This window comes from Alloalcanivorax dieselolei B5 (assembly GCF_000300005.1).
In the GTDB taxonomy this organism is placed as follows: Bacteria; Pseudomonadota; Gammaproteobacteria; order Pseudomonadales; family Alcanivoracaceae; genus Alloalcanivorax; species Alloalcanivorax dieselolei.
The window spans coordinates 25,885-47,540 of record NC_018691.1 but is presented as its reverse complement, the minus strand read 5'-3'; the positions used below and the strand labels follow the sequence as shown (position 1 = coordinate 47,540).

The following is a 21,656-nucleotide window of genomic DNA, read 5'->3' as shown; positions in this document are numbered from 1 at the left end:
TCTTTCACCTTTACGATTCACGCGAGGAAGTCACCGCCACCGCTTTGAACAAACGCCGGCTCAGGTACACCAGCGCCAGCAAACCAAACCCGGTCACATCCGTGATCGGTTCCGGGTAAATCAGCAAAGCGCCCGCCACGATCAGTACGATCCGCTGCAGCATGGTCAGCACCCCGACACGGTAGAGATACCCTTCCATGGCGGAGGCCAACAGCCAGATGGCGGTGATCGCGGTCACCGTGGACAACAGAATCTTGCTCCACTCGCCCTGCAGAATGAGGGACGGGTTGAGCACGAACAGGAACGGCAGGACGAACAGAATCGCTCCCAACCGCATGGCGTATATGCCGGTTTTGGTGGCATTGGCATCGGCCACGCCCGCCGCGGTGATGGCGGCCAGGGCCACCGGCGGGGTGACATAGGACATCATGCCCCAGTACAGAATGAACAAATGGCTGGCCAGCGGATTGAGGCCGGCGTTGACCAGCGCTGGCGCCAGCAGAATGGACAGGAAGATATAACAGGCGCTGACGGTCATCCCCATGCCCAGGATGAAGCTGGTAACGGCGCCCGCCGCCAGCATCAACGGCACACTGCCGCCGGCGTACAGCAGCAGTTCGCGGGAGAAGGCGCCCGCCACGCCGGTATAGGAAAGGCCACCGACCACCAGACCGATACCGGCCAGGATCGCCACCAGATTGGAGACGCTCAGCGTCAGATCCTGGATCATGGTTTTCGCCCGGGTCCAATTCAAACGATGGCTGCGTTTGAACATGGAAATACCGAGCAGTACCAGCGCGGCGTAGTAAGGCGCATAGGCCTCCAGACGCATCACCAGCAGCATGTAGATCAAGGCCACCAGGCTGAACAGATAAGGCCAGCCGTCCTTCAGCGTTTCCTTGAGATTGGGGATTTCCGATTCCGGCAACCCTTTGAGGCCGCGCTTGGCGGCGTAATTGTCCACCTGGAAAATCAACGCCAGGTAGAACAACAGAGCCGGCAGAAAGGCCGCGATCATGATCTCGGAATAGGGGACACCGAGGAACGACGCCATAATAAACGCCACCGCGCCCATGATCGGCGGCATCAGGGTACCGCCCGTGGAAGCGCACGCCTCCACGGCGCCGGCATAGTGAGCCGGGTAGCCGGTTTTCTTCATGGTCGGAATGGTGATCGGACCGGTGGTGAGAATGTTGGAAATGACACTGCCGGACAGACTGCCGAGGATGCCGCTGGACAGCACCGCCACCTTGGCCGGACCACCCCGGCTGCGGCCCATCAGGGCAGTGGCGAAGCGCATGAAGAATTCCCCGCCACCGGTGGCGGTGAGTGCCGCGCCGAACACGACAAAGCCGATCACCAGTTGCGCCACCACCTGCATCGGAATACCGATGATGCTTTCCACACCGATCACATGAGAGCGGATGGTTTCGGCGAAACCGTATTGATTACCCCAGAGAAACCCGGGCATGTGGTCCGCGTAGAGGGGGAAGCTGCCGAATAGCAGGGCCACCGCCAGTAGCGGCCAGCCGCCACAGCGACGCACGCCTTCCAGCACCAGTACCAGCAGAATGCCGGAAAACACGGTGGCCTCGGTGGGCGCCATGAAATCCCAGCCTTGCTGAATCATGACCAAGCCGTGGTGCCCCAGATAACCACAGGACACCAGCGCCGCCAGCGCCAGGATCCAGTCATACCAGGACACCCGCTCACGGGCACCGGACCAGGCCGGGAAGGTAATGAAAGCCGCCGCCAGGAACAGGCCGATCAGGTAGTACAGGTAAGCATTACCCAACGGCTTGAAGCCCAGCAGCGCCAGATCAAAAGTTTGATTGATGGCCATCAACAGACCCAGGGTACCCAGGGTCATGACCAGCCAGTAGGCCGGCCCGCGCAAACGGGAGGAAGGAGCGCCGGCCTCCTGGCTGTGCTCTTGGGAAGCATCCGCAGACGTCGTCATGGAGGGACTCCGGAAATGTCATGATGGAACCCGGGGCGGGCTCCCTTTCCGCCCCGGCATTCAGTCAGGGAGGGATCAGAGGGAATTGAGTGCCTGGGTACGGATACGGTCCCAGATGGCGGCGAACTCTTCATCGCTCTTGCCATCGCCTTCGGCCACGGCTTTCTGCCAGGCGTCACGCAATGCATTCAGGCGTTTGATGCGGGCATCGTTCCAGGCCTGGGCCTCGTCGGTCCAGATGCCTTTTTCCTTCAGGTAACGGATGGCGCCTTCGTGGAAGGGCGCGTCCGCCGCCGGCACACCGGCTTGTTTCAGATCCCAGCGCGGCATCACCGAGGTGGCGTCCTTGTACAGGTCATAGGTTTCATCCAACGCCTTGGTGAAGGCGTACACCAGATCCGCGTCGGAATCGGAGCGAACCACCAGCACCGGGTAACGGTAGGCCAGGATGTCCACCGGGTTTTCCTTGCTGATACCGGCACCGACGGTTTCCGTGTACGGCTGGAAGAACGGCGCTACCGCGCGCAGGCGTTTCCAACCTTCCTCGTCATCGGCGGGCACTTCCAGCCAACGGATACCACGGGGGGATTGCTCCAGCTCGTAAACGTGGCTGGGCGTGGTGGTGGTACAGGAAGCGTCGGCTTCGTTGCGCGCCAGGGAACTCATGGCGTTGGCGTAGGTGGGGAACATCTTGGCGTCGACGTCATCCCGGGTCAGGCCGGCGAACGCCAGGAAGGCATCGCATTTGACGTTGATGGACGGGTTGCCCGCCACGTAGGCGAAGCGCTTGCCCTTGAGATCCTGAAGCGTATGAATGTCGGCGTCCGCGGCAGTGAAGATACCGAACGAGGAAGGACGGCCGGCCACCACGCGAAGATCTTGCGGTCCCCAGCGGCGAGTGGAGAAATCATGGATCCCTTCACTGGCGAAGAACGTCTCCGTGGCCAGGAAACCGACATCGGCACGCTTGCTCAGCACCGGTTGCAGACGACCAATGGAAGAGCCGGAAGGCTGGATACGGATGCGGGTGCCGAATTTCTTGCCGAACGCATCGGCAATGGCGGACGCTTCGGCGTAGCCGGCGGAACCCACGTCATAGGAGGACCAGGTCATGGATTTGGGCAGTTCCGCGGCGCTGGCGCCAGCGGTAAGAGCCAAACCGCCACCGATCATGATAGAGGCGAAAAATCGACGCAGGCGAGTCGATGAAGTCATAAGCATCTCCGAGGATTGTTTTTTTACCGCCGTCGTGGACGGCGTCAAAATCGTTCGTGACGATTCAGGGGCATCCCGCCCGGCTCAGGAGGGCCATCCTCATGCCGGAGAGGATTCCAGCATCGGCCCTTTGCGAAAACTAGTCGGTCACTCTGGTTGGAGTCAATAAATTTTCCCAAATCCAAATAAAAAATTCTCGCATTTCAAGAAAATAACAAAAAAGCGATCATGAATGCGACAATCATTACGCACTTATTTGTCTAATGATGCTCTCGGCGTCATTCTTGCAGGCGGGAGATTTCATCCCGGATCACGTCGATCACCATGCGCCGGCGCTCTTCGTTCATGCGGGACACCACCGACGCCACACTGACCGCCACGTCCTGGCCGGAGCCGGGCACCCGGAACGCCATTCCCATGGCCGCCACTTCCGGAATGATGCGGCCATTGTTGAAGGCAAAGCCGTCACGCCGGTATTCCAGCAGCCATTGGCGGACCTCCGACAAGGTGATACCCGAATAGCGCTCATAGCGGTCCTGATTGAGCAACAGCATGCGGTCGCCTTCCTCCACTGGCAGGGACGCCAGCAGCGAACAGGAGCCGGCCCCGATCCCCAGCGGCCGGCGGGCCCCGACCATCAGGGTGTTGGCACTGATCGGATAGGTGCCTTCGGAAAGGTCAATGCACACCGAATCCCGATTGGAACGAATCGACAGGTAAGTAGATTCCTCGGTGCGCCGGGAAATATTCTTGAGCATTGGTCTCAGCCGCTGCCGCAGCTGCAGATCCGGCGCCACCGCCTGGGCGGACTCGGCGATGTCGAGCAGCTCGAATCCCACGTGGTAGGTCTTCACATAGGGGTCGAAGGTCAGCAAGCCTTCGTGGGCAAGAGCGGTCAGCAGCCGGTGCGCGGTGGCGGTATTCATCCCCACCTCGCGGGCAATCCGTGACAGAGTCCCTCCGGTGGGGAAAGTGCGCGCGACCGTGCGCAGCAACAGAGACGCCTTGGCCAGAGTGGTGCTGGTGACGGGCCTGGCCTTCTTGGCGGTGGTGGTTCGGACTGAGCTCATGGGACTCCGTGACGGCACATTTTCTCGTTATGCGTGATTTTTATCTCGTATAACGATAGCGATTGCCCCACGATCTGCCAAGCTCAGCCGTTTGACACCTCCCCGACATGGGGGTCGGATGCCGTGAACAACAGGTTCACCGTGGTGTCGCCAACCCGGAATTCCGCCTTCATGGCATCCAGATGATTTAGAGCCTCCCCCCTCAGATAGGGCGCTTCCAGGCACACGATCTGATAAATGCCCTGACGCAACAGCGCCCGATCCAGGGTCTCGTTCTCAGCGGCGGCGGGATTGAGACCGTGGGTCAGGCCCGGCCACGACATCGCCAGTACCCAGGTATTCACCATCAGGGCACGCAGGTCCTCATCGCTGGCCTCGATCAGACCGCTGGCGCGCAATCCCTGATAAATCTGCAGCCCGCGCTCCATGCCATCTTGCACGAACTGCGTGTATTCGGCACGCAACTCCGGATCCTGGTGGAGAAAATGCGGCAAATCCCGATGCAGAAACCGGCCCTGCCACATCGACTCCAGAATCCCCTGCAGGTAGTGCATCTTGTCCTGCCAGGTCAATTCCCCCTTGGGTGGCGGCAGCCATTCCCAGATCTGTTGACGGTAACGTTCGAACAACGCCGCCACGATCGCTGTCTTGTTGCGGAAGTGATAGTACAGATTGCCTGGACTGATCCCGAGGGCCTCCGCGATGTGGTTGGTGGTGACATTGCGCTCGCCGTGGCGATTAAACAGGTCCAGGGCGGTGTCCAGAATGCGCGTTTTGGTGCCAGTCATACGGGGCCAATCCAATCAAAGGGGAAACACGGGGTTGACCTCTAGAGTAATTACTCTAAAAATCCCAATCAGTCCAATAACAATCCAGGAGGCGCATTATGGTCGCCGAAATCAAGGAGCTCAAAACCGATCAGGCGCAGATCACGCGCATGAACACCTTGTTCGAAGCCCAGCGGGCCGCTTTCCGCCGTCAGCCTTATTCTTCCGTGGAAGAACGCCGGGAGGCCATTCTGCGCCTCAAACCCATGCTGCTGGATCACCAGGATGAGATCATCGAAGCGCTGCGCCAGGATTTCGGCAACCGCGCCGCCGATGAAACCAAGCTGGCGGAGCTGCTCACCAGCGTCGAAGGCATCAAATACCACGCCAAGAAAGTCGCCAAATGGATGAAACCCAGCCGCCGCAGTGTCGGTGCGCCGCAATGGCCGGGCAAGGCCTGGGTGGAATATCAGCCGGTGGGCGTGGTCGGTGTGATCGTGCCCTGGAATTATCCGGTGTACCTGGCCATCGGTCCGCTACTGGCGGCGCTGGCGGCGGGCAACCGGGTGATGATCAAGATGAGCGAATCCACCCCGGCCACCGGGGCTCTGCTGCAACGTCTGATCGCGGATACTTTTCCGGAAGATCAGGTGGCGGTGGTCAACGGCGAAGTGGATGTGGCGGCGGCATTCTCGGCGCTGCCGTTCGATCATCTGCTGTTCACCGGTTCCACTTCCGTGGGCCGCCATATTCTGCGCGCCGCGGCGGAAAATCTGACACCAGTGACGTTGGAACTGGGTGGCAAGAGCCCCTGCATCATCGGTGAGGATTTCCCGATGAACGAAGCAGTGGAGCGTATCGCCTTTGGTAAATGCCTGAACAGCGGCCAGACCTGTGTGGCGCCGGATTATATTCTTTGCCCCGAACAGCGGGTGGAGGAATTCGTCGAACAGTGGCGCGCGCAGATCGGCAAGCTGTATCCGACCATGGAGGAAAACCCGGACTACACCAGCATCATCAACGACCGCCAGTACCAACGCCTGCAGGGATACCTGCGTGACGCGGAAGAAAAAGGTGCCCGCATCGTCAGCATCAACCCCGCCAATGAGGATCTCGGCGACAGCCGCAAGCTGCCGCACACTTTGGTGCTGAATGTCACCGACGAGATGAAAATCGCCCAGGATGAAATCTTCGGCCCCTTGATGCTGGTGATTCCCTACAAGGGGCTCGATCAGGCTTTGGATTACGTCAATGACCGGCCCCGCCCGCTGGCGTTGTATTACTTCGACTGGAACAGCGGCAACGGGCAATACGTGCTGCGCAATACCCACGCCGGCGGCGTCTGTCTCAACGATACCGTCAGCCACGTGGGCGTGGATGACATGCCGTTCGGCGGTGTCGGCCCGTCGGGGATGGGCCATTATCACGGCCACGAAGGCTTCTTGACCTTCTCCAAGGCCAAAGGGGTCTACCGCAAGGGCAAGTTCAACGGCACCAAGCATATCCTGCCGCCCTACGGCCGGGGCATGCACCGTTTCATCTATAAATACCTGCTCAAGTAACCGGCCCGGCGGACGTGACTTTTCAGTGACGCCCGCCCGTTCGCGCTAACAAGCACAACAACACAACCAGGATGGAAACCGGGAATGGATCGTCGCGACTTTCTCAAACTCAGCGCCGGCGCCAGTGTCATGCTGACGGCGGGATCAAGCCTGGCCCTGTTGACTGGCTGCAGCCGCAACGACGGTCCGGCCCACGGCTATCGCCACCTGCGTTCCCAGGACGTCACCTTGCTCAGGCCGCTGGCCCAGGTACTGCTGGCACCGGCCCTGGTCGCGGCGGACGCCACCGCCGACCAGGCGTTGCTGGCTTTCGATGACCTTCTCGATGGCGGCATGCCCGGCACCCGTGGCGCGGTGTTCGAGTTGCTGGATCTGCTGCAACTGGCCCCGGGGCGTTGGTACCTCACCGGCACCTGGAAACATTTCGCCGAGCAAACCGAAGAACAGCTCAGCGCGACCCTGGATCACTGGTCACGCAGCGAAAGTGAGCTGCCACGAGCTGCCTTCCGAGGCCTCACCCAGCCGTTCCACATGGCTTGGTACGTGCAACCGGATGCCGCGCGCACCACCGGTTATCCCGGCCCGCCGAACAAGATCATCAGCTGAACCACCGCCAGCCCACCTGAAAACAAAAAACGTAAGGGTATCGCCATGCAGGATTTATCCGCCTTGCCGATCAGCGGCATCAAGGATCTCTGGAAAGCCGGTATCGCCGAAGGCTGGCACGCCTTGGATGGCCAGACCATCACGGAAAACCGCACCCTGGAAGCCGATGTGATCATCGTCGGCACCGGTGCCGGTGGCGGTGTCAGCGCGGAAATTCTCACTCAGCATGGCCTCAAGGTCATTTTGCTGGAGGCCGGCCAGTTGCGCAGCTCCGACGATTTCGTTCTTGATGAGGGCAAGGCCTACCACGACCTCTATCAAGAGGGGGCCATGCGCGCCACCAAGGACGCCGGCATGACCATCCTGCAAGGCCGGACCGTGGGCGGCACCACCGTGGTCAACTGGACCAGCAGTTTCCGCACACCACGCCAGACCCTGGATTACTGGCGTGATCGTTTCGGTGTCATCGACCTGGACCGGGAAGCGCTCAATCCCTGGTTCGACCGGATGGAGCAACGCCTCAACATCAGCAAATGGGCCATGCCACCGAACGCCAACAATGCCGTGATCAAGAAAGGTTGCGAGAAACTGGGGTGGCACTGGGGCATCATCCCGCGCAACGTCAGCGGCTGCTGGAATATTGGCTACTGCGGCATGGGCTGTCCCACCGACGCCAAGCAATCCATGTTGGTCACCACACTGCCGGCGGCAATGAAGAAAGGCGCCACCTTGCTCTACAGCACCCGCGCCGAGCGGCTGCTGATGGAAGGCGATAAGGTCGTGGGGGTGGAAGCGCGGCCTTTGAATCAGGCCAAGGAGCCCACCGGCGCCACCCTGACCCTGAAAGCGCGGGCCGTGGTGGTTTCCGGAGGCGGCATTCAGAGCCCGGCATTGTTGTTGCGCTCGCAGGCGCCGGATCCGGAAAAACGGATAGGCAAGCGCACTTTCCTGCATCCCACCAGTTTCACTTTCGGTCGGTACCAAGAGGAGGTGGCTCCCTACTATGGCGCGCCCCAATCCCTGTATTCCGACGAGTTCATCTTCAAATACGGCGTGGACGGCCCCGGTGGCTACAAGCTGGAAATGATGCCGCTGCATCCAGGGCTGGCCAGCGCGCTCATCGGTGGCATCGGCGAACAGGCACGGGAAGAGATCACCGGGCTGCCGCATCTGGCGGCCTCCATCGCGCTGGTGCGCGACGGCTTCCATGACAACAGCGAAGGCGGCTCGGTGGAGCTGCGCGACAACGGCGAACCCGTGTTGGACTACCCGGTGAATGCGTACCTGCTGGAAGCGGCGAAACGATCCCATCTGGCCCAGGTGGAAATGCAGTTCGCCGCCGGCGCCAAGGCGGTGCGGCCCGGTCACTCCCATGCTCCGTACTACCGCAACTGGGACGACGCCCGGCAAGGCATCGAAACCCTGGAATACGCGCCTTTTATCACCTCCCTGGGCAGTGCTCATGTAATGGGCGGGTGCGCCATGGGCAACGACGAAAAATATTGTCTGGTCAACCACGATGGCAGCTACAAATATCTGGACAATCTCTACGTCATCGATGGCTCGGTGTTCCCCACCAGTCTCGGGGTCAATCCGCAATTGAGCATCTACGCCATCAGCGCGCGCAACGCCACCGCCCTGGCGGAAAAGCTCCGGGCCTGAAGGAGTCAACAACAAGCGCTCAGGTGCCGCGTGATCGCGCGGCACTTTCCTCCAGCTTCCGCTGCTCCCGCGCCAATAAGTCACGCACCTCGGACAGCTCGGCCATGCGCCGCTCCACGGCTTCCCGTTTTTCCGCCATCAACGCCGCTCCCTGGGCACAGTCGATACGATCGTCACGTAGCGCGTCCAATACCTCGCGGATTTCCTTGAGGGAGAACCCCAGCCCTTTCAGTTGCCTCACCATGGCGACCCGCGCCACTGCCGGTTCCGGGTAATCACGGTAGTTGTTACCACGGCGGTCCACTTCCCGCAGCAGTCCCTGTTTCTCGTAATAACGCAGAGTGTGGCGGCTCACTCCGGTTCTTTGTTCCAGCTCCGCGATGCGCACCTTTCCCTCCGACCGATATTGACCTTAGAGCATACTCTACACTTTACAGTGGCGGGCCACTCATCAGGGAGAACCCGTCATGACGCTATTAATCACCGGCGCCACCGGCTTTATCGGCCGTCACCTGTGCGCCCGGCTCACCGCCCGGAAACAGCCGGTGCTGGCGCTGATGCGCCGCCCGCAAGCCCTCGCCGAACTCCGCGCCACCGTGGACCGGCTCGGAGGAAACAGCCACTACCTCGACGCTCTGCCCGGAGACCTGGACGCGCCCGATCTCGGTCTTACCGACCGCCCCCCGCCGCTGGAGGCGGTGGTGCATCTGGGGGCCCGTTTCGGTTGGCGGTTACCGGCGGAAGCGGCACGCCGGACCAACGTTTCCGGCAGTCTGGCGGTGGCACGACTGGCGCGGCATCAGCATTGCCGGCTGATCTTCATCAGCGGCTTCATGCTGGAAAACCAGCGCCACCTGAAACACCTGGGGATTGGCGGAGAAGATCCGGCGGCCATCGACTGGCAACGGGTGTATCGTCGTGCAGGGGCTTATGAAGCCAGTAAAATGGAAGCGGCGATCACCGTACGCTGGCGGCTGCGAGACGAGGACTGGGTGGAGGTACAACCCGCCACGGTGGCGGGCCACAGCCTCAGTGGTGATCTGGATCCGGCGCAACCCCTGCACACGCTGATCGACAATCTGGCCCGGGGGCGGCTGGCGATGGTCCCCGGCGGCCCCGGACATTGGCTGCCGTTGATCCCGGTGGATACCCTGGCCGCGATCATCGACCACGCCATTCGGGATCCGGCGCCGCCACGGCGAATCCTCGGACTGGACCCGGGCACGCCGAACCTGAAGCCGATGCTGAGCCTGATCGCCGAGACCCTGGGATGCCGCGCCCCCGGACTCCATTTTCCCATTCCGCTGCTCGCTCACTTGCTGCGGCTGCCCGCTCTGGCCCGATTCGCCAACACCGAACCGGAGGCGCTCCATTTCATCCAGCCGGAGCGGTTCGATCTGAGCACCACCCTGTCCTTCCTGGAGCGCACCGGTGTGCAGCTCCCGCCCATGCCGCAAGTGCTCCGGGCCAGTGCCCGTCACTATCTGGAAAGCCACGGACGGACATCGGAAAAACGGCAAGGTTCCGGGTAATGTGCGTACGTGCATGGATCGCGTTATGCTTGGCGCCCCATTTCAAGGACAAAGCGAGCCGAACATGACCAATCGCGTTGTTTACCCGGGCACCTTCGATCCCATTACCAACGGCCATAAAGACCTCATCGAACGGGCCGCCCACATGTTCGATGAAGTGATCGTGGCGGTGGCCGCCAGTGAAAAGAAACGCCCCCTGTTTACGCTGGAAGAGCGCGTCGGGTTGGTGGAAGAATGCGTTCAGGAACGCGGTAACGTCCGTGTGGTCGGGTTTTCCCAGCTGCTGGCGCACTTCTGCCAGGACCAGGAAGCCAACATCCTGCTGCGGGGCCTGAGAGCGGTCAGTGACTTCGAATACGAATTCCAGCTCGCCAACATGAATCGCAAGCTGGCGCCGGAACTGGAAACCGTGTTCCTCACCCCGGCCGAGCATTTGTCCTTTATTTCCAGTTCCCTGGTTCGGGAAATCGCGCTGCTGGACGGCGATGTCAGGGAGTTCGTGCCGGACAACGTGGCCGTCGCACTGGAGCGTCGCAAGAAAGAACTGGCCGGCGAATAGCACCGCCTGCCTGCTGGTTGGTGAAGAGAAGAGCCCACCGGGTACGGATTGAATCAGGAGCCTCCTTATGACACCGCGTTCCTTGCTGCTTTCCCTGTTCGCCGGTTTTACGTTGCTGTGCGGCACCGCCGCCGTGGCCGGCTCTCCCGACAAAGCAGCCATCGCCAGTGCCCACCCCCTCGCCACCGAGGCCGGCTTTGAGGTGCTGGATAACGGGGGTAACGCCTTTGATGCCGCCATCGCGGTGGCCGCCGCCCTGGCGGTGGTGGAACCTTACTCCGCCGGCATGGGTGGTGGCGGTTTCTGGCTGCTCCATCGCCAGAAGGATGGCCATGAAACCATGGTGGACGCCCGGGAAACGGCGCCCGCCGCGGCCACCGAAACGCTGTTTCAGGATGACCAGGGCGAGGTCGTGCGCGACCGTGCCATCAACGGCCCTCTGGCCGCCGGTATTCCCGGCCAGGCCGCGGCTTTTGTTCATCTGAGTGAACGCTACGGCCGCCTGCCGCTGGCCCAAACCCTGGCACCGGCGATCCGTCTGGCCCGCGACGGCTTCCCGGTGGAAGACCACTACCGAACCCTGGCCGGTTACCGCGTGGACGTACTCAACCGCTACCCGGAAGCGGCCGCCATCTTTCTGCGCGAGGGCAAGATTCCCGAGACCGGCACCACGATCCGCCAGCCGGATCTGGCCAAGGTTCTGCAGGCCATCGCCGACCAGGGTTTCAATGGTTTCTACCGTGGCCCGCTGGCCAGGAAGATGGTTTCAGGGGTTCGCGAGGCCGGCGGTATCTGGACCCTGGAAGACTTGGAAAACTATCGGGTAAAAGAGCGAACACCCATCATCGGCGAGTACCGGGGAGCCCGTATCGTTTCCGCGCCACCGCCTTCCTCCGGCGGGCTGGTGATGATGGAGACGCTCAATATTCTCAGTAATTTCAACGACGGTGAGATTAGTGAGGACTTACTCCCGCATCTTGCGGTGGAAGCCATGCGGCGCGGTTACCAGGATCGCGCCCGCTACATGGGTGACCCGGACTTTGTGGATATGCCTGTGGATAAATTGGTGAGTAAGTCCTACGCCAAGGCGCGGGCCGCCGGCATTGAGCTGGACAAGGCCACGCCCAGCGCCAGCCTCGGTGATCCGGTGACGGTGGAGGAGGGCTTCCATACCACCCACCTGTCCGTGCTCGATGGCGAAGGTAACCGGGTCGCCGCCACGCTCAGCATCAATCTGCCCTTCGGCAGTGCTTTCGTGCCCCCCGGCACCGGTGTCCTGCTCAACAATGAGATGGACGATTTTTCCGCCAAACCGGGCAGCCCCAACGCCTATGGCCTGGTCGGCAGCAAGGCCAACGCCATCGCCCCCGGCAAGCGGCCGCTGTCCTCGATGACGCCGACCTTCGTGGAAATGAAGGACGGCGTCGCCATTCTCGGCACCCCTGGCGGCAGCCGCATTATCTCCATGGTCCTGCTCGGCGTGCTGGAGGCGGTGGATGGGAAACCGGTGGAAGACTGGGTTTCACGGGTTCGTTTTCACCATCAATACCTGCCGGACGAAGTGGAAGTGGAACCGGACTTCCTGGACACCGCGGAGGCCCGCGGGCTCGAGCTACGCGGCCATACCCTGAAATCCACCGGCCGCCGCTACGGCAACATGCAGGCGATTCATTGGAACAAGCGTACCGGCAAGGTCACCGCCGCCAGTGATCCACGAGGCATTGGCGCCGCCCGGGTGCGGGCGCCAGACTCCTGAGCCGGTCCGGCGCGTGACGGCGCGGATCAACCGGGTAATATGGAGTTGAATCGTCTCTTAACGGGAGGCTCCGACGGTGGACCTTTTGATGCCGTTCCCACCTCATCCCCGGTTGCGGCGTTACATCAGCCATTACTGGCTTAGCCGGAACAGTAGCGCCGGTGACCACCGCATCCTGCCCGATGGCTGTGTGGATCTGGTCCTGGCCGCCGGTCACGACCTCACCGCCACCGCCTACGGCTCCACCACCGCCCCGGGAATCGCCCGCGTACAAGCCGGCCATCACTATCTCGGCATTCGTTTTCACCCGGGACAGCACCGCCATTTTCTGCCGCTGCCGGCGGCGGAACTGCGCGACCGCGCCCTCCCTTTGCCAGACCATCGCGGGCTGATCGCGACATTAGGCTCCCAGGTCTTTACCCATCCGCACCCCAGCCGGGTCCTTGATCGCCTGATGCTGGACTGGCTGGCGCATCACCCGACGGAGACCGACGCCCTGGATCGTTGGCTCCTCCATGCGCCCTGGAAAAGCAGCATCGTCCCTGTTTGCGATGCTTTCGGAGTAGGCAAGCGCCAACTACAAAGGCAATTTCAGCAGCGCCTGGGTATCAGCCCCGGGACCTTTCTGACCATCCGCCGCTGCCAATGGCTGATCCGAACCCTGACCCGGGAAGGCGTACCGCCCCTGGCGGCGCTGGCCCAGGACGCCGGCTTCAGCGACCAGAGCCATATGACCCGTACCCTGAAACGGGTGATGGGCGTGACCCCCGCCGCCGCCATTTTGCCCGATCACGATGTCGCTTTTATTCAAGACGCGGTGCGCACCGCCCCCTTAATCTGACGCTTCCTGGAGCCTGTTCAGGGGCTCTTATCTGACGGGAGATCGACGATGAAACTGTGGTCAGGTCTGGTGGTGACGGATCCCATGGCGGCACGGGACTTTTACGTGAGCTACTTCGGCAGCGAGGTTCTGTTCGACAGCGACTGGTTCGTTTTGTTGAGCTTGGGGGGCGGCGAGTTGGGCTTCCTGAAGCCGGATCAGGCGGCACAAGCCTCCATGTTCCGGCAAGCGGTGACGAGCGGCGCCTGGGTCGCCGTGGATGTGGACGATGTGGATGCGCAGTACCAACGATTCCGCAACGCCGGGGTCGACATCGAGGTGCCAATACGGGACGAACCCTGGGGCGACCGCCACTTCGTCGTCCGCGACCCCAACGGCATTCCGGTGGATGTCGTGCGCCATGGATGATGGCGTCGCCGCCACGGCGGGGAGTATCCTTGAGCGGAAATCGATGGCACGGTTGGTCCATGAAATCTCTTTTTCCTGCCCTGACGATAGGCTTGGGTTTGCTGCTGATCGCTTGCGATGAGGGCCCCTCCCGGCCCGCGCCGCCACCGCCTTTCTCCCACCCTCCGGGACCACCGGCGGTGGCGGGCGTGCCCGTGGAAACACATCAGAGCACGGTGCGACTGTTTCTGGATCATCTGGCCCGGAGGGAATCCGAAGCCGGCTGGAATCTGCTCAGCCGGGAAAGCCGGGCGCTTTACCCCGAGATCATGGCCTTCACCCGTCAGACTTCGGAACAGGCGGAACTGGCCGCGGACCTGCTCGCCGACCCCAACCTGACCTGGACCACCCGGGCCGTGGCGCCAGAAGCCCAGGTCGGGGTGACCACGGTATCCGGCGAGACCCGGCGCGAGGGGATGACGGATAATATGGCGTTCAGCTGGATCACCCGTTTCCAGCAAGGACGTCTGGCCATCGAGCTGCCGCCCCAGGCGGACGACACCCTTTACCGCTGGGAGAATCCGAGCGGCACCGGACCCGGCGGTCTTTATCAAAGCGACACGCCCCTTACCATCGCCTTTCCGGCAAACGAAGAGGGGGCAGGCAATGGCGTGGAGCGGGTGCATATCAGCCTGGACCAGCGTCTAAGCGTGGCGCCGATGACCGCGATGGAAAAAGAAGATGACACTATCCGCTACACCTTCTCGCCGGAAACCCTGGCGCCTGGTCCTCACGTGGCCACCGTGACCTGGTTCGATAGCGAACTGAAGATCTGGTACCAGAGCACGGCGGTCTTCGTCGTCACCGCCGCCCCGGACCCAAGCTGACACGATGCGGGAAATCGTGCCTATTCCTGCTCCCGATCCGCGCTGAGCAGGGACTGCAGTTCCTCGCGTCCACGGGCGGACAGCTCGATCAGTTTCTCCAACTCATCACGATGGGCCACCTGTTCGCGCAGCAGCCGCTCGTCCACTTCACGGAAGGTGCGCACCAGATCGATGGCGGTGGTCTCCGGCAGACCAAGCTGAGTCAGTACCGCCTGGCTGGCGCGCAGACTGGATTCCAGCGTTTCCCGCACCACATGCTGCACCCCGAGCGCCAGCAGGGAATAGGCATGATGGCGGTCCCGCGCCCGGGCAATCAGCGTTACCTTGGGAAAATGTTCGAGAATCAAATGAGCGGCGCGCAGTGAGTCCTCCACGCCATCCACCGCCAGCACCACCACACGGGCATGCCCGATACCGGCATGGTGGAGCAGATCCAGCCGGGTAACGTCGCCGAAATACACTTGGTTGCCGTAACGCCGCACGGTATCGATGTGCTCCGGATTGGTGTCCAGCGCGGTGAACGGTATATTCCGGCTCAGCAGAATACGGCCGATGATCTGGCCAAAGCGGCCGAATCCGGCCACCACCACCTGTGGCTCCTGATTATCAGGAATCGGCTCTTCGGGCAGGGCGGCACTGGGCCGCTGTTCCGGCCAGAGCCGGGTAACCAGTTTCAACAGCAATGGGGTGGCGGCCATGGACAGCGCCACCACCAAGTTCAAGCGGCCAATGTCATCGCTGCCCAATAACCCCAGAGCGCCGGCCTGAGTGAACAGCACAAAAGCGAATTCACCGCCTTGGCTGAGTAGCAGCCCGAACAGCAGCGCGCCACGCCAGCTGTTGCCGGAGACTTTGGCGATCACCATCAACACCAGGGTTTTCAGCGCCAGCAGCGCCACACCCCAGGCCAGGATGTCCAAGGGCGCCTGCACCAGCAGCCGCAGGTCCATGGTCATGCCGATGGCCATGAAGAACAGGCCCAGCAGCAGTCCCTTGAACGGCTGGATATCGGTATCGAGCTGCTCCCGATAGGGCGAATTGGCCAGCAACATACCGGCCACGAAAGCGCCCAGCCCCATGGAAAGATGCAGCATTTCCATCAAGGCGGCGGCACTCAGGACCAGCAATAAGGCAGTGGCGGTCATCAATTCCCGGTTATGCAGCTTGGCCAGCCAGCCGAGCCAGGGATTCAGCAGATAACGCCCGGCCAGGACCATGCCGGCAAGCGCCAGGAAACCGATCAGCAGATTGGGTTTATCCGCGCCCTCTGCGCCACCGGCCAAGGCCGGCAGCAACAGCAGCAGCGGGATCACCGCCAGATCCTGGAACAACAGAATGGAAAAAGCACCCCGCCCCTGGGGGGTGCCCAACTGCCGGGTCTCCACCAGCATTTGTACGGCAAAGGCGGTGGAGGACAACGCCAGGGTGGCGCCAATGGCGATAGCGGCGTTGGTCGGCTCACCCCACCACAGGAAAAAGCCGGTCAGCAGGGCGGCGCTGAACACCACCTGGCTCACACCCATGCCCATCAGCTGGCGCCGCCGCGCCCATAGCTGTTGCGGTGCCAACTCCAGGCCCACCACGAACAGCATCAACACCACGCCCAGTTCGGCGAAATGCAGTACCCGATCCGCGCCCTGGATAGCGGCCAGGCCCATCGGTCCCACGATCACGCCGGCCACCAGATAACCGAGGATGCTGCCCAGTCCCAGGCGCTGGAACAATGGCAACAACAACACCGCGGCGCCCAGCAGCACTAATGCTTGTACGAAAAAACCTTCCATCGGCACCTCCTCGGAATGTGCTATCGCGGCTCGTCAGTCCCAGCGGATCGGCGCTTCCGAGGAGCCAGGGGAAGGCGGCTGCCCGGCTGGCCCGTGCTCCCCCGATGCCACGATCCCCAACACCCGCACCCGGTCACCGGCCTGCACCTCGGCAGCGGCCTGGGTCACTCGCGCCAGCGCGTACCCTTCACGGGTCTCGATCACCCGCGCCCGGGTCAGCTCCGCCCCGGCCAGTTGAATCGGCAAACCGGTGTCCGGGTCCTTGATCTGTTCCCCCGGCCGGTATACCGACACCATGGCATCGGTCTCCAGCCGCCCCGCGCCCTGGCTCAGATAAAGCATATCGCCGCTGACTTTCAAGACCCGCACCGGATACAGCACATCCGTGGCGGCGCCACTCAAGGCCCGGGCGATACTGGGATAGAGCCGGTCGGCCAGGCGCTCGGGATGGCGGCGATCCTTGATGTTCTGCTGACGCGCCCAGGCCCGCACCGTGGCCTCGTCCTGCCGCCAGTCAAACAGATCGCTCCACAAGACCTCACCGGTGGCGGTATCCAGCAGCCGGTAACGGACTCGTACGCGCGGCTCAAACCCCTGGAAGTCGGCGCCGTAAAAGCGACGTTGACGGTCGCCGATGCTGAAATCGTCGATGCGCCCCACCAGCAACACATCGGCACCTTGCACCCGGCCCAGCCGGGCCCATTCCGCCGGCTCCACGCTGCCTGCGGACACCGTCGCCCTTTCCCGTTCCAACGCCGCCTGGTGGGCCCGATCAAGCACCCGGAACCGGCCCGCCTGCGTGAACGCATCGACCAGATCGTCCCGCAGCCGGCTTTGCACTTCGGCGGCGCCGATGGTCACTTCACCCAATTGATATTCATTGGCACGCGTTTCGAAGGGCATCACCGCGATGGCGGGAAGGTGTCCACGCCCCGGACGCAAGGACTGATAACGCAACACCCGGGCTTCCACACTCGCTTTCCACAAGGCGTCGTCGACCCGATTCACCGCGAGCACCCGATAGCCCTGCAAACTGCCCAGGGTAGGCAACTGCGGATCCGCTACCGAGGTCTGGCTGCCTATCCAGGTGCTGACGTCCCCCTCACGCCGGATTACCCACTGGCTGACCTGACGGCGAAAGGAGGGATCCACCGCCAACGCCACACCTCCAGCCTGACGCACCGCGCCCACCAGCGCCTCGGTGACCGCATGTTGCGGTGTTTCACCATAACCCTCGGCGGTCACTTTGACGGTTTCGGTGGCACTCCAGACCAGACCGCTTAACAGCAGGCCTATCGCCACCAGGAGGATTCTATAAGACCGGGTCACCATAACTGCCTCCGTGCCCATTGGGGCAGCCCGTTATAAACCAAACAGGCTGCGACTGCGGGTCTTGCGGATTTCCTTCTCGCCGGACCATTCGATGATGCCGCTCTGGATGTTCAGCAGTTTGAGAGTGAATTTGTAATACACATCCTTGGTGCTGTTGTCCCGTTTGACGATGGAGGACAGATTACCGTAGAGCATGAACTCGGCGCCGATCTGCCGTCCCATCTGGGCGGCGGTGGACTGATCCACCATGCCGGAGTCCTGCTGGTACTCCAGTTGCTGACGCACGCGGTCCACCACGGTCATGTCGACGAAACGAAACTTGCCGGAGTTGATCAGCCTGGACTGAATCGTGTCGGTGATGGATTCGGTGTCCACATGCTCGCTGGTCTTGTTCTTGACCCGGTCCACGAACAGTACCGGGCGGCGGTTGCGGGTGAGCTCCGCCACCGGCGGGAACACCATCATGTCATCCACCATCTTGGTGGCGATCATCTGCAGGTCGGAGGAGCCGAAATCCGGGGTCACGGTCTCCCGCGCCTGGGGGTCGCCGTATTCCACTTTCGAGGCACAACCGCTTGCCAGCAGCGCCACTCCCAGCATCATCGCCATCACTACGCGCATCTTCGCTTCTCCTCGCGGGCATCCATTGGGTCGGGGCGTCATTCACGCACCCAGATTTCAAAGCGCACGGCACTGGGGTTGGGCGCCACCGCCTGCACATTGGCCTGACTGCGGCCGGCCATCACCAGCTGACGCCAGGGTTGGGATTCCGGCGCCAGTTCAAAGCCTTGCTGGTCGAACCATTTGATCTTGTACTGGAAATCCAGTTCAAACTTCCAGCCGTTTTCCAGCGTGGCCTGCAGGTACAGCAGGTCATTAACCCGTTTGCGCCGTACTTCTTCCACCGACAAACGGCTGGCCAGCAGGCCGTTATTGGAGTACAGCTGCAAATGCTCGCCGTCATCCGCCACTTCCAGGCGCGACATATTACTGGCCGAACATGCCGTCAGCAGCAGCACTGCCAGCATCGGCGCGACGCGGCAAAGAAAACGGGTCATAAGGGTCCCTCCTGAACGGGTAGCACTCGGGCGACCAGACGCCCGGCGCGTTCGGTCACGTGAATCAAGGTTAAACCGCGTTCCACCACCGGTACGGTCACGCTAGCATCGCCCCCCGGGCTGCTCAACAGAACCTGTTGTTCCCCCACGGGCACGGTGATACGGCCGGCCTGGGCGTAGGCCGGCAAGCCTAACCAACTGCGCCGGTCAGCCTGTTCGCTGATCAGATTGAACAGTTGCGTCAAAAAAGCCCCGGCGCCACCAAAGTCATCATTGGCTTTCTTTTGCAGATTATACTTGCCGGTGGCGCGCAGCACCTGACGAATCAGCATTCCCGGCGCCTGCTCCCGCAGATTTCGTGCCGCCAGGGCGCCGACATCCGCCAGTACCCGGGTTTGCGCGCTTTGCCCCGCAACGTGAAACGTCAGCGGCCGGGCCACGGATCCGGACGTCACCGAATAGGAAGGGAACGCCACCAGGAACAATCCATGCGGGGTGGGAATGGGCAAGCTCACTTCCCGCCGCGCCGGCACGTCACCCTGTTCGTAGATCACCGCCACGGTGCCAATGCCGCGCTCACGATGGCCGTCCAGGGCCCGGGAAACCCGCTGCACGTCGGCCTTGAGCCAATCCGCCTGTGGATGCAGTTCCAACGCCTTCTTATAGTCCACCAGGGCATCGTTGTATTCACCGTGGGCTTCCCAGAACAGCGCCGAGAGATAGAAGGTCCAGGCGTTCTGAAAACTGCTTTTCACCGCGCCGGCGGCGAGGTCCAGGCCTTCGAAGTAACCTTGATACTGGGACAGATCCAGGGGAATGGCGTCCTCATCGGCCTTGGTCAGCTCTTTCTCACGGCGTTGTTCGGCCCGGAGTTGCGCTTGCGCGGCGCGGCGCAATTCCACCGCGGTCCCGGTGACATCCCCGGCGGCCCAGTAATTCAGCGCCTGATAGCTGTAGGTAAAAATACGTTCGTAATCCGGTGCCCGGTAGGGCAGAGCGTTGTCGTTGATCAGCAGAGCACCGGTCTGCGACGCCAGCCCGGTCACGCGGATCAGCGCCTGGGCATCAGTGTGCTCATAGTGATTGATGACATCGGCGAACACCGTCCGACTGGCGGCGTCGTTGCCCAGGCGCTGCTGCAACAGCCCCAGTTCCTGCAGATAAAGCACTCCGTCGCGGCCTTTCCCGGCGCGCTCGAGGTGTTGAACGATGGAGGCGTTGCGGCCAGAGGCAGGATGGACCCAGGACTGGGCCTGACTCGGATAAGGCTGGAACAGGGATCCCATGGCACAGCCGGCGAGCCAGAACGGCAACACCAACATCAACCAGAGTTTTTTGTTCTCCCAACCACGGCCTGCTTCCATGACAGCCCTGAAAGCCAGAGGACCCGCCACCGGAACTGGCGGGCCCGATCGGTTTAGAACAGCACCCGGGTGCGGATGGTGCCTTCGATGGTCCGCAGCTTCTCCAGGGCCAACTGGCTGTAGCCCTTGTTCACGTCGATCACGACGTAACCGATATCTTCGTTGGTCTGCAGATACTGACCACAGATGTTGATATCGTTCTCGGAGAAAATGGTATTGATCTGGCTGAGAATGCCCGGGATATTCTGGTGAATATGCAGCAAGCGGTGCATATCCGGATGGGCCGGCAGGGCCACTTCCGGGAAGTTCACCGCGCTCAGGGTGGAGCCGTTATCCGAGTAGCGGATCAGCTTCTCGGACACCTCGGTGCCGATGTTTTCCTGGGCTTCATGGGTGGAACCGCCGATGTGCGGCGTGAGGATGACGTTATCGAACTCCCGCAGCGGGCTGATGAACTCGTCATCGTTACCCTTCGGTTCCTCCGGGAACACGTCAATGGCCGCGCCCAGCAGGTGACCGTCCTGGATAGCAGCGGTCAGCGCTTCAATGTCCACCACCTTGCCGCGAGCATAGTTGATCAGATAGCTCTTCGGCTTCATCGCCCGGATCTGCTCTTCCTTGATCATCCAGCGGGTAGCCGGGGTGTCCGGTACATGCAGGCTGGTCACGTCACACATGCCCAGCAGATCGTGGAGACTCTGTACCTGGGTGGCGTTGCCCAGCGGCAGCTTCGGCACCACGTCGTAGAAGTACACTTTCATGCCCATGGATTCGGCCAGCACCGACACCTGGGCACCGATATTGCCGTAGCCAACGATCCCCAGCTTCTTGCCGCGGATCTCATAACTGTCCTTGGCGGACTTCAGCCAGCCGCCACGGTGAGCCACCGCGTTCTTCTCCGGAATGCCCCGCATCAGGCTGATGGTGTGAGCGATCACCAGCTCCGCCACCGAGCGGGTATTGGAGTAGGGTGCGTTGAACACCGGGATGCCGCGTTTCAGCGCCGCCTTGAGATCCACCTGGTTGGTGCCGATACAGAAACAACCCACGCCAATCAGCTTCTCCGCCGCCGCGAACACCTCTTCGGTGAGCTGGGTGCGGGAGCGGATCCCCACGAAATGGGCGTCCTTGATAGCGTCGGTCAAATCGCTGCCGGTCAGGGCCTTGGGCAGTAGCTCCACGTTGTGGTAGCCGTTCGCCTTCAGATTATCCACCGCGTTCTGGTGGATGCCCTCGAGCAGGAGAATGCGAATCTTGTCCTTCTCAAGAGAGGTATGGGCCATGGGTGGTCTCTATAGCGGGCTAAATGGGCGC

20 protein-coding genes are annotated in these 21,656 nt (G+C 62.0%); 9 read left to right on the top strand and 11 right to left on the bottom strand.

The window, feature by feature from the left end:
* Nucleotides 1-10: 10 nt before the first annotated feature.
* The 4 genes from B5T_RS00215 to B5T_RS00200 form a co-directional block, all read right to left on the bottom strand.
* Nucleotides 11-1,960 carry a TRAP transporter permease gene (locus B5T_RS00215; protein ID WP_041716592.1) on the bottom strand — a complete coding sequence of 650 codons (1,950 nt, stop codon included), beginning with the start codon at nt 1,958-1,960 and terminating at the stop codon, nt 11-13.
* A gap of 75 nt (nt 1,961-2,035) precedes the next feature.
* On the bottom strand, nt 2,036-3,175 hold the full coding sequence (locus tag B5T_RS00210) for a TAXI family TRAP transporter solute-binding subunit (RefSeq protein ID WP_014992412.1): 1,140 nt from the start codon (nt 3,173-3,175) through the stop codon (nt 2,036-2,038).
* Nucleotides 3,176-3,453: 278 nt separating this feature from the next.
* The gene (locus B5T_RS00205; protein WP_014992411.1) at nt 3,454-4,245 is read right to left on the bottom strand and encodes an IclR family transcriptional regulator; all 792 of its coding nucleotides are present in this window, start codon (nt 4,243-4,245) and stop codon (nt 3,454-3,456) included.
* A gap of 83 nt (nt 4,246-4,328) precedes the next feature.
* Nucleotides 4,329-5,033, bottom strand: a complete 705-nt coding sequence (locus B5T_RS00200) for a TetR/AcrR family transcriptional regulator (protein ID WP_014992410.1) — start codon at nt 5,031-5,033, stop codon at nt 4,329-4,331.
* Nucleotides 5,034-5,131: 98 nt separating this feature from the next.
* On the opposite strand from B5T_RS00200, the gene B5T_RS00195 reads away from it, so the two are divergent.
* The 3 genes from B5T_RS00195 to B5T_RS00185 all read left to right on the top strand — a co-directional run bounded on the left by B5T_RS00195 (nt 5,132) and on the right by B5T_RS00185 (nt 8,842).
* Nucleotides 5,132-6,574, top strand: coding sequence for a coniferyl aldehyde dehydrogenase (locus B5T_RS00195; RefSeq protein ID WP_014992409.1), 1,443 nt, complete (start codon nt 5,132-5,134; stop codon nt 6,572-6,574).
* 84 nt (nt 6,575-6,658) lie between these two features.
* On the top strand, nt 6,659-7,180 hold the full coding sequence (locus B5T_RS00190) for a twin-arginine translocation signal domain-containing protein (protein ID WP_014992408.1): 522 nt from the start codon (nt 6,659-6,661) through the stop codon (nt 7,178-7,180).
* 45 nt (nt 7,181-7,225) lie between these two features.
* On the top strand, nt 7,226-8,842 hold the full coding sequence (locus B5T_RS00185; protein WP_014992407.1) for a GMC family oxidoreductase: 1,617 nt from the start codon (nt 7,226-7,228) through the stop codon (nt 8,840-8,842).
* A gap of 19 nt (nt 8,843-8,861) precedes the next feature.
* On the opposite strand, the gene B5T_RS00180 is transcribed toward B5T_RS00185, so the two are convergent.
* Entirely contained in the window at nt 8,862-9,230 is a 369-nt protein-coding gene (locus B5T_RS00180; RefSeq protein WP_014992406.1) for a MerR family transcriptional regulator, read from the bottom strand.
* A 79-nt stretch (nt 9,231-9,309) separates the two neighbouring features.
* On the opposite strand from B5T_RS00180, the gene B5T_RS00175 reads away from it, so the two are divergent.
* The 6 genes from B5T_RS00175 to B5T_RS00150 all read left to right on the top strand — a co-directional run bounded on the left by B5T_RS00175 (nt 9,310) and on the right by B5T_RS00150 (nt 14,804).
* Nucleotides 9,310-10,374, top strand: coding sequence for an SDR family oxidoreductase (locus B5T_RS00175; protein ID WP_014992405.1), 1,065 nt, complete (start codon nt 9,310-9,312; stop codon nt 10,372-10,374).
* Nucleotides 10,375-10,438: 64 nt separating this feature from the next.
* Nucleotides 10,439-10,933 (top strand): pantetheine-phosphate adenylyltransferase, encoded by a 495-nt coding sequence (gene coaD / locus B5T_RS00170; protein WP_041717188.1) that lies wholly within the window; start codon nt 10,439-10,441, stop codon nt 10,931-10,933.
* Between the two features lie 67 nt (nt 10,934-11,000).
* Nucleotides 11,001-12,689 (top strand): gamma-glutamyltransferase, encoded by a 1,689-nt coding sequence (gene ggt / locus B5T_RS00165; RefSeq protein WP_014992403.1) that lies wholly within the window; start codon nt 11,001-11,003, stop codon nt 12,687-12,689.
* Nucleotides 12,690-12,777: 88 nt separating this feature from the next.
* Complete coding sequence (locus tag B5T_RS00160; RefSeq protein WP_148279173.1) at nt 12,778-13,530, top strand: AraC family transcriptional regulator; 753 nt, start codon at nt 12,778-12,780, stop codon at nt 13,528-13,530.
* Nucleotides 13,531-13,578: 48 nt separating this feature from the next.
* Complete coding sequence (locus tag B5T_RS00155; protein ID WP_014992401.1) at nt 13,579-13,938, top strand: VOC family protein; 360 nt, start codon at nt 13,579-13,581, stop codon at nt 13,936-13,938.
* Nucleotides 13,939-13,997: 59 nt separating this feature from the next.
* Nucleotides 13,998-14,804: a hypothetical protein gene (locus B5T_RS00150; protein WP_148279172.1), complete on the top strand. Its 807-nt coding sequence runs from the start codon at nt 13,998-14,000 to the stop codon at nt 14,802-14,804.
* A 20-nt stretch (nt 14,805-14,824) separates the two neighbouring features.
* On the opposite strand, the gene B5T_RS00145 is transcribed toward B5T_RS00150, so the two are convergent.
* The 6 genes from B5T_RS00145 to serA are packed head-to-tail and all read right to left on the bottom strand — an operon-like array spanning nt 14,825 to nt 21,625.
* A complete protein-coding gene (locus B5T_RS00145) occupies nt 14,825-16,588 on the bottom strand; it encodes a monovalent cation:proton antiporter-2 (CPA2) family protein (RefSeq protein WP_014992399.1) in 1,764 nt (587 codons plus the stop codon).
* Nucleotides 16,589-16,621: 33 nt separating this feature from the next.
* Nucleotides 16,622-17,920: a CsgG/HfaB family protein gene (locus tag B5T_RS00140; RefSeq protein WP_014992398.1), complete on the bottom strand. Its 1,299-nt coding sequence runs from the start codon at nt 17,918-17,920 to the stop codon at nt 16,622-16,624.
* Between the two features lie 30 nt (nt 17,921-17,950).
* Entirely contained in the window at nt 17,951-18,541 is a 591-nt protein-coding gene (lpoB, locus tag B5T_RS00135) for a penicillin-binding protein activator LpoB (protein WP_014992397.1), read from the bottom strand.
* 38 nt (nt 18,542-18,579) lie between these two features.
* A complete protein-coding gene (locus tag B5T_RS00130) occupies nt 18,580-18,978 on the bottom strand; it encodes a YcfL family protein (RefSeq protein WP_014992396.1) in 399 nt (132 codons plus the stop codon).
* Nucleotides 18,975-20,342, bottom strand: a complete 1,368-nt coding sequence (locus tag B5T_RS00125; protein WP_014992395.1) for a COG3014 family protein — start codon at nt 20,340-20,342, stop codon at nt 18,975-18,977. Before B5T_RS00125 ends, B5T_RS00130 begins: the two co-directional genes overlap by 4 nt.
* A 53-nt stretch (nt 20,343-20,395) precedes the next feature.
* Nucleotides 20,396-21,625: a phosphoglycerate dehydrogenase gene (gene serA, locus B5T_RS00120; RefSeq protein WP_014992394.1), complete on the bottom strand. Its 1,230-nt coding sequence runs from the start codon at nt 21,623-21,625 to the stop codon at nt 20,396-20,398.
* Between the last annotated feature and the right edge of the window lie 31 nt (nt 21,626-21,656).

Bases quoted from the DNA above. Each gene is read 5' to 3' on its own strand.
- B5T_RS00175 (WP_014992405.1), top strand. From the start codon at position 9,310: ATGACGCTATTAATCACCGGCGCCACCGGCTTTATCGGCCGTCACCTG.
- B5T_RS00130 (WP_014992396.1), bottom strand. From the start codon at position 18,978: ATGACCCGTTTTCTTTGCCGCGTCGCGCCGATGCTGGCAGTGCTGCTG.
- B5T_RS00215 (WP_041716592.1), bottom strand. From the start codon at position 1,960: ATGACGACGTCTGCGGATGCTTCCCAAGAGCACAGCCAGGAGGCCGGC.
- B5T_RS00200 (WP_014992410.1), bottom strand. From the start codon at position 5,033: ATGACTGGCACCAAAACGCGCATTCTGGACACCGCCCTGGACCTGTTT.
- B5T_RS00210 (WP_014992412.1), bottom strand. From the start codon at position 3,175: ATGACTTCATCGACTCGCCTGCGTCGATTTTTCGCCTCTATCATGATC.
- coaD (WP_041717188.1), top strand. From the start codon at position 10,439: ATGACCAATCGCGTTGTTTACCCGGGCACCTTCGATCCCATTACCAAC.
- B5T_RS00140 (WP_014992398.1), bottom strand. From the start codon at position 17,920: ATGGTGACCCGGTCTTATAGAATCCTCCTGGTGGCGATAGGCCTGCTG.
- serA (WP_014992394.1), bottom strand. From the start codon at position 21,625: ATGGCCCATACCTCTCTTGAGAAGGACAAGATTCGCATTCTCCTGCTC.
- B5T_RS00185 (WP_014992407.1), top strand. From the start codon at position 7,226: ATGCAGGATTTATCCGCCTTGCCGATCAGCGGCATCAAGGATCTCTGG.
- B5T_RS00125 (WP_014992395.1), bottom strand. From the start codon at position 20,342: ATGGAAGCAGGCCGTGGTTGGGAGAACAAAAAACTCTGGTTGATGTTG.
- lpoB (WP_014992397.1), bottom strand. From the start codon at position 18,541: ATGCGCGTAGTGATGGCGATGATGCTGGGAGTGGCGCTGCTGGCAAGC.
- B5T_RS00190 (WP_014992408.1), top strand. From the start codon at position 6,659: ATGGATCGTCGCGACTTTCTCAAACTCAGCGCCGGCGCCAGTGTCATG.
- B5T_RS00145 (WP_014992399.1), bottom strand. From the start codon at position 16,588: ATGGAAGGTTTTTTCGTACAAGCATTAGTGCTGCTGGGCGCCGCGGTG.
- B5T_RS00160 (WP_148279173.1), top strand. From the start codon at position 12,778: ATGCCGTTCCCACCTCATCCCCGGTTGCGGCGTTACATCAGCCATTAC.
- B5T_RS00205 (WP_014992411.1), bottom strand. From the start codon at position 4,245: ATGAGCTCAGTCCGAACCACCACCGCCAAGAAGGCCAGGCCCGTCACC.
- B5T_RS00155 (WP_014992401.1), top strand. From the start codon at position 13,579: ATGAAACTGTGGTCAGGTCTGGTGGTGACGGATCCCATGGCGGCACGG.
- B5T_RS00195 (WP_014992409.1), top strand. From the start codon at position 5,132: ATGGTCGCCGAAATCAAGGAGCTCAAAACCGATCAGGCGCAGATCACG.
- B5T_RS00150 (WP_148279172.1), top strand. From the start codon at position 13,998: ATGAAATCTCTTTTTCCTGCCCTGACGATAGGCTTGGGTTTGCTGCTG.
- ggt (WP_014992403.1), top strand. From the start codon at position 11,001: ATGACACCGCGTTCCTTGCTGCTTTCCCTGTTCGCCGGTTTTACGTTG.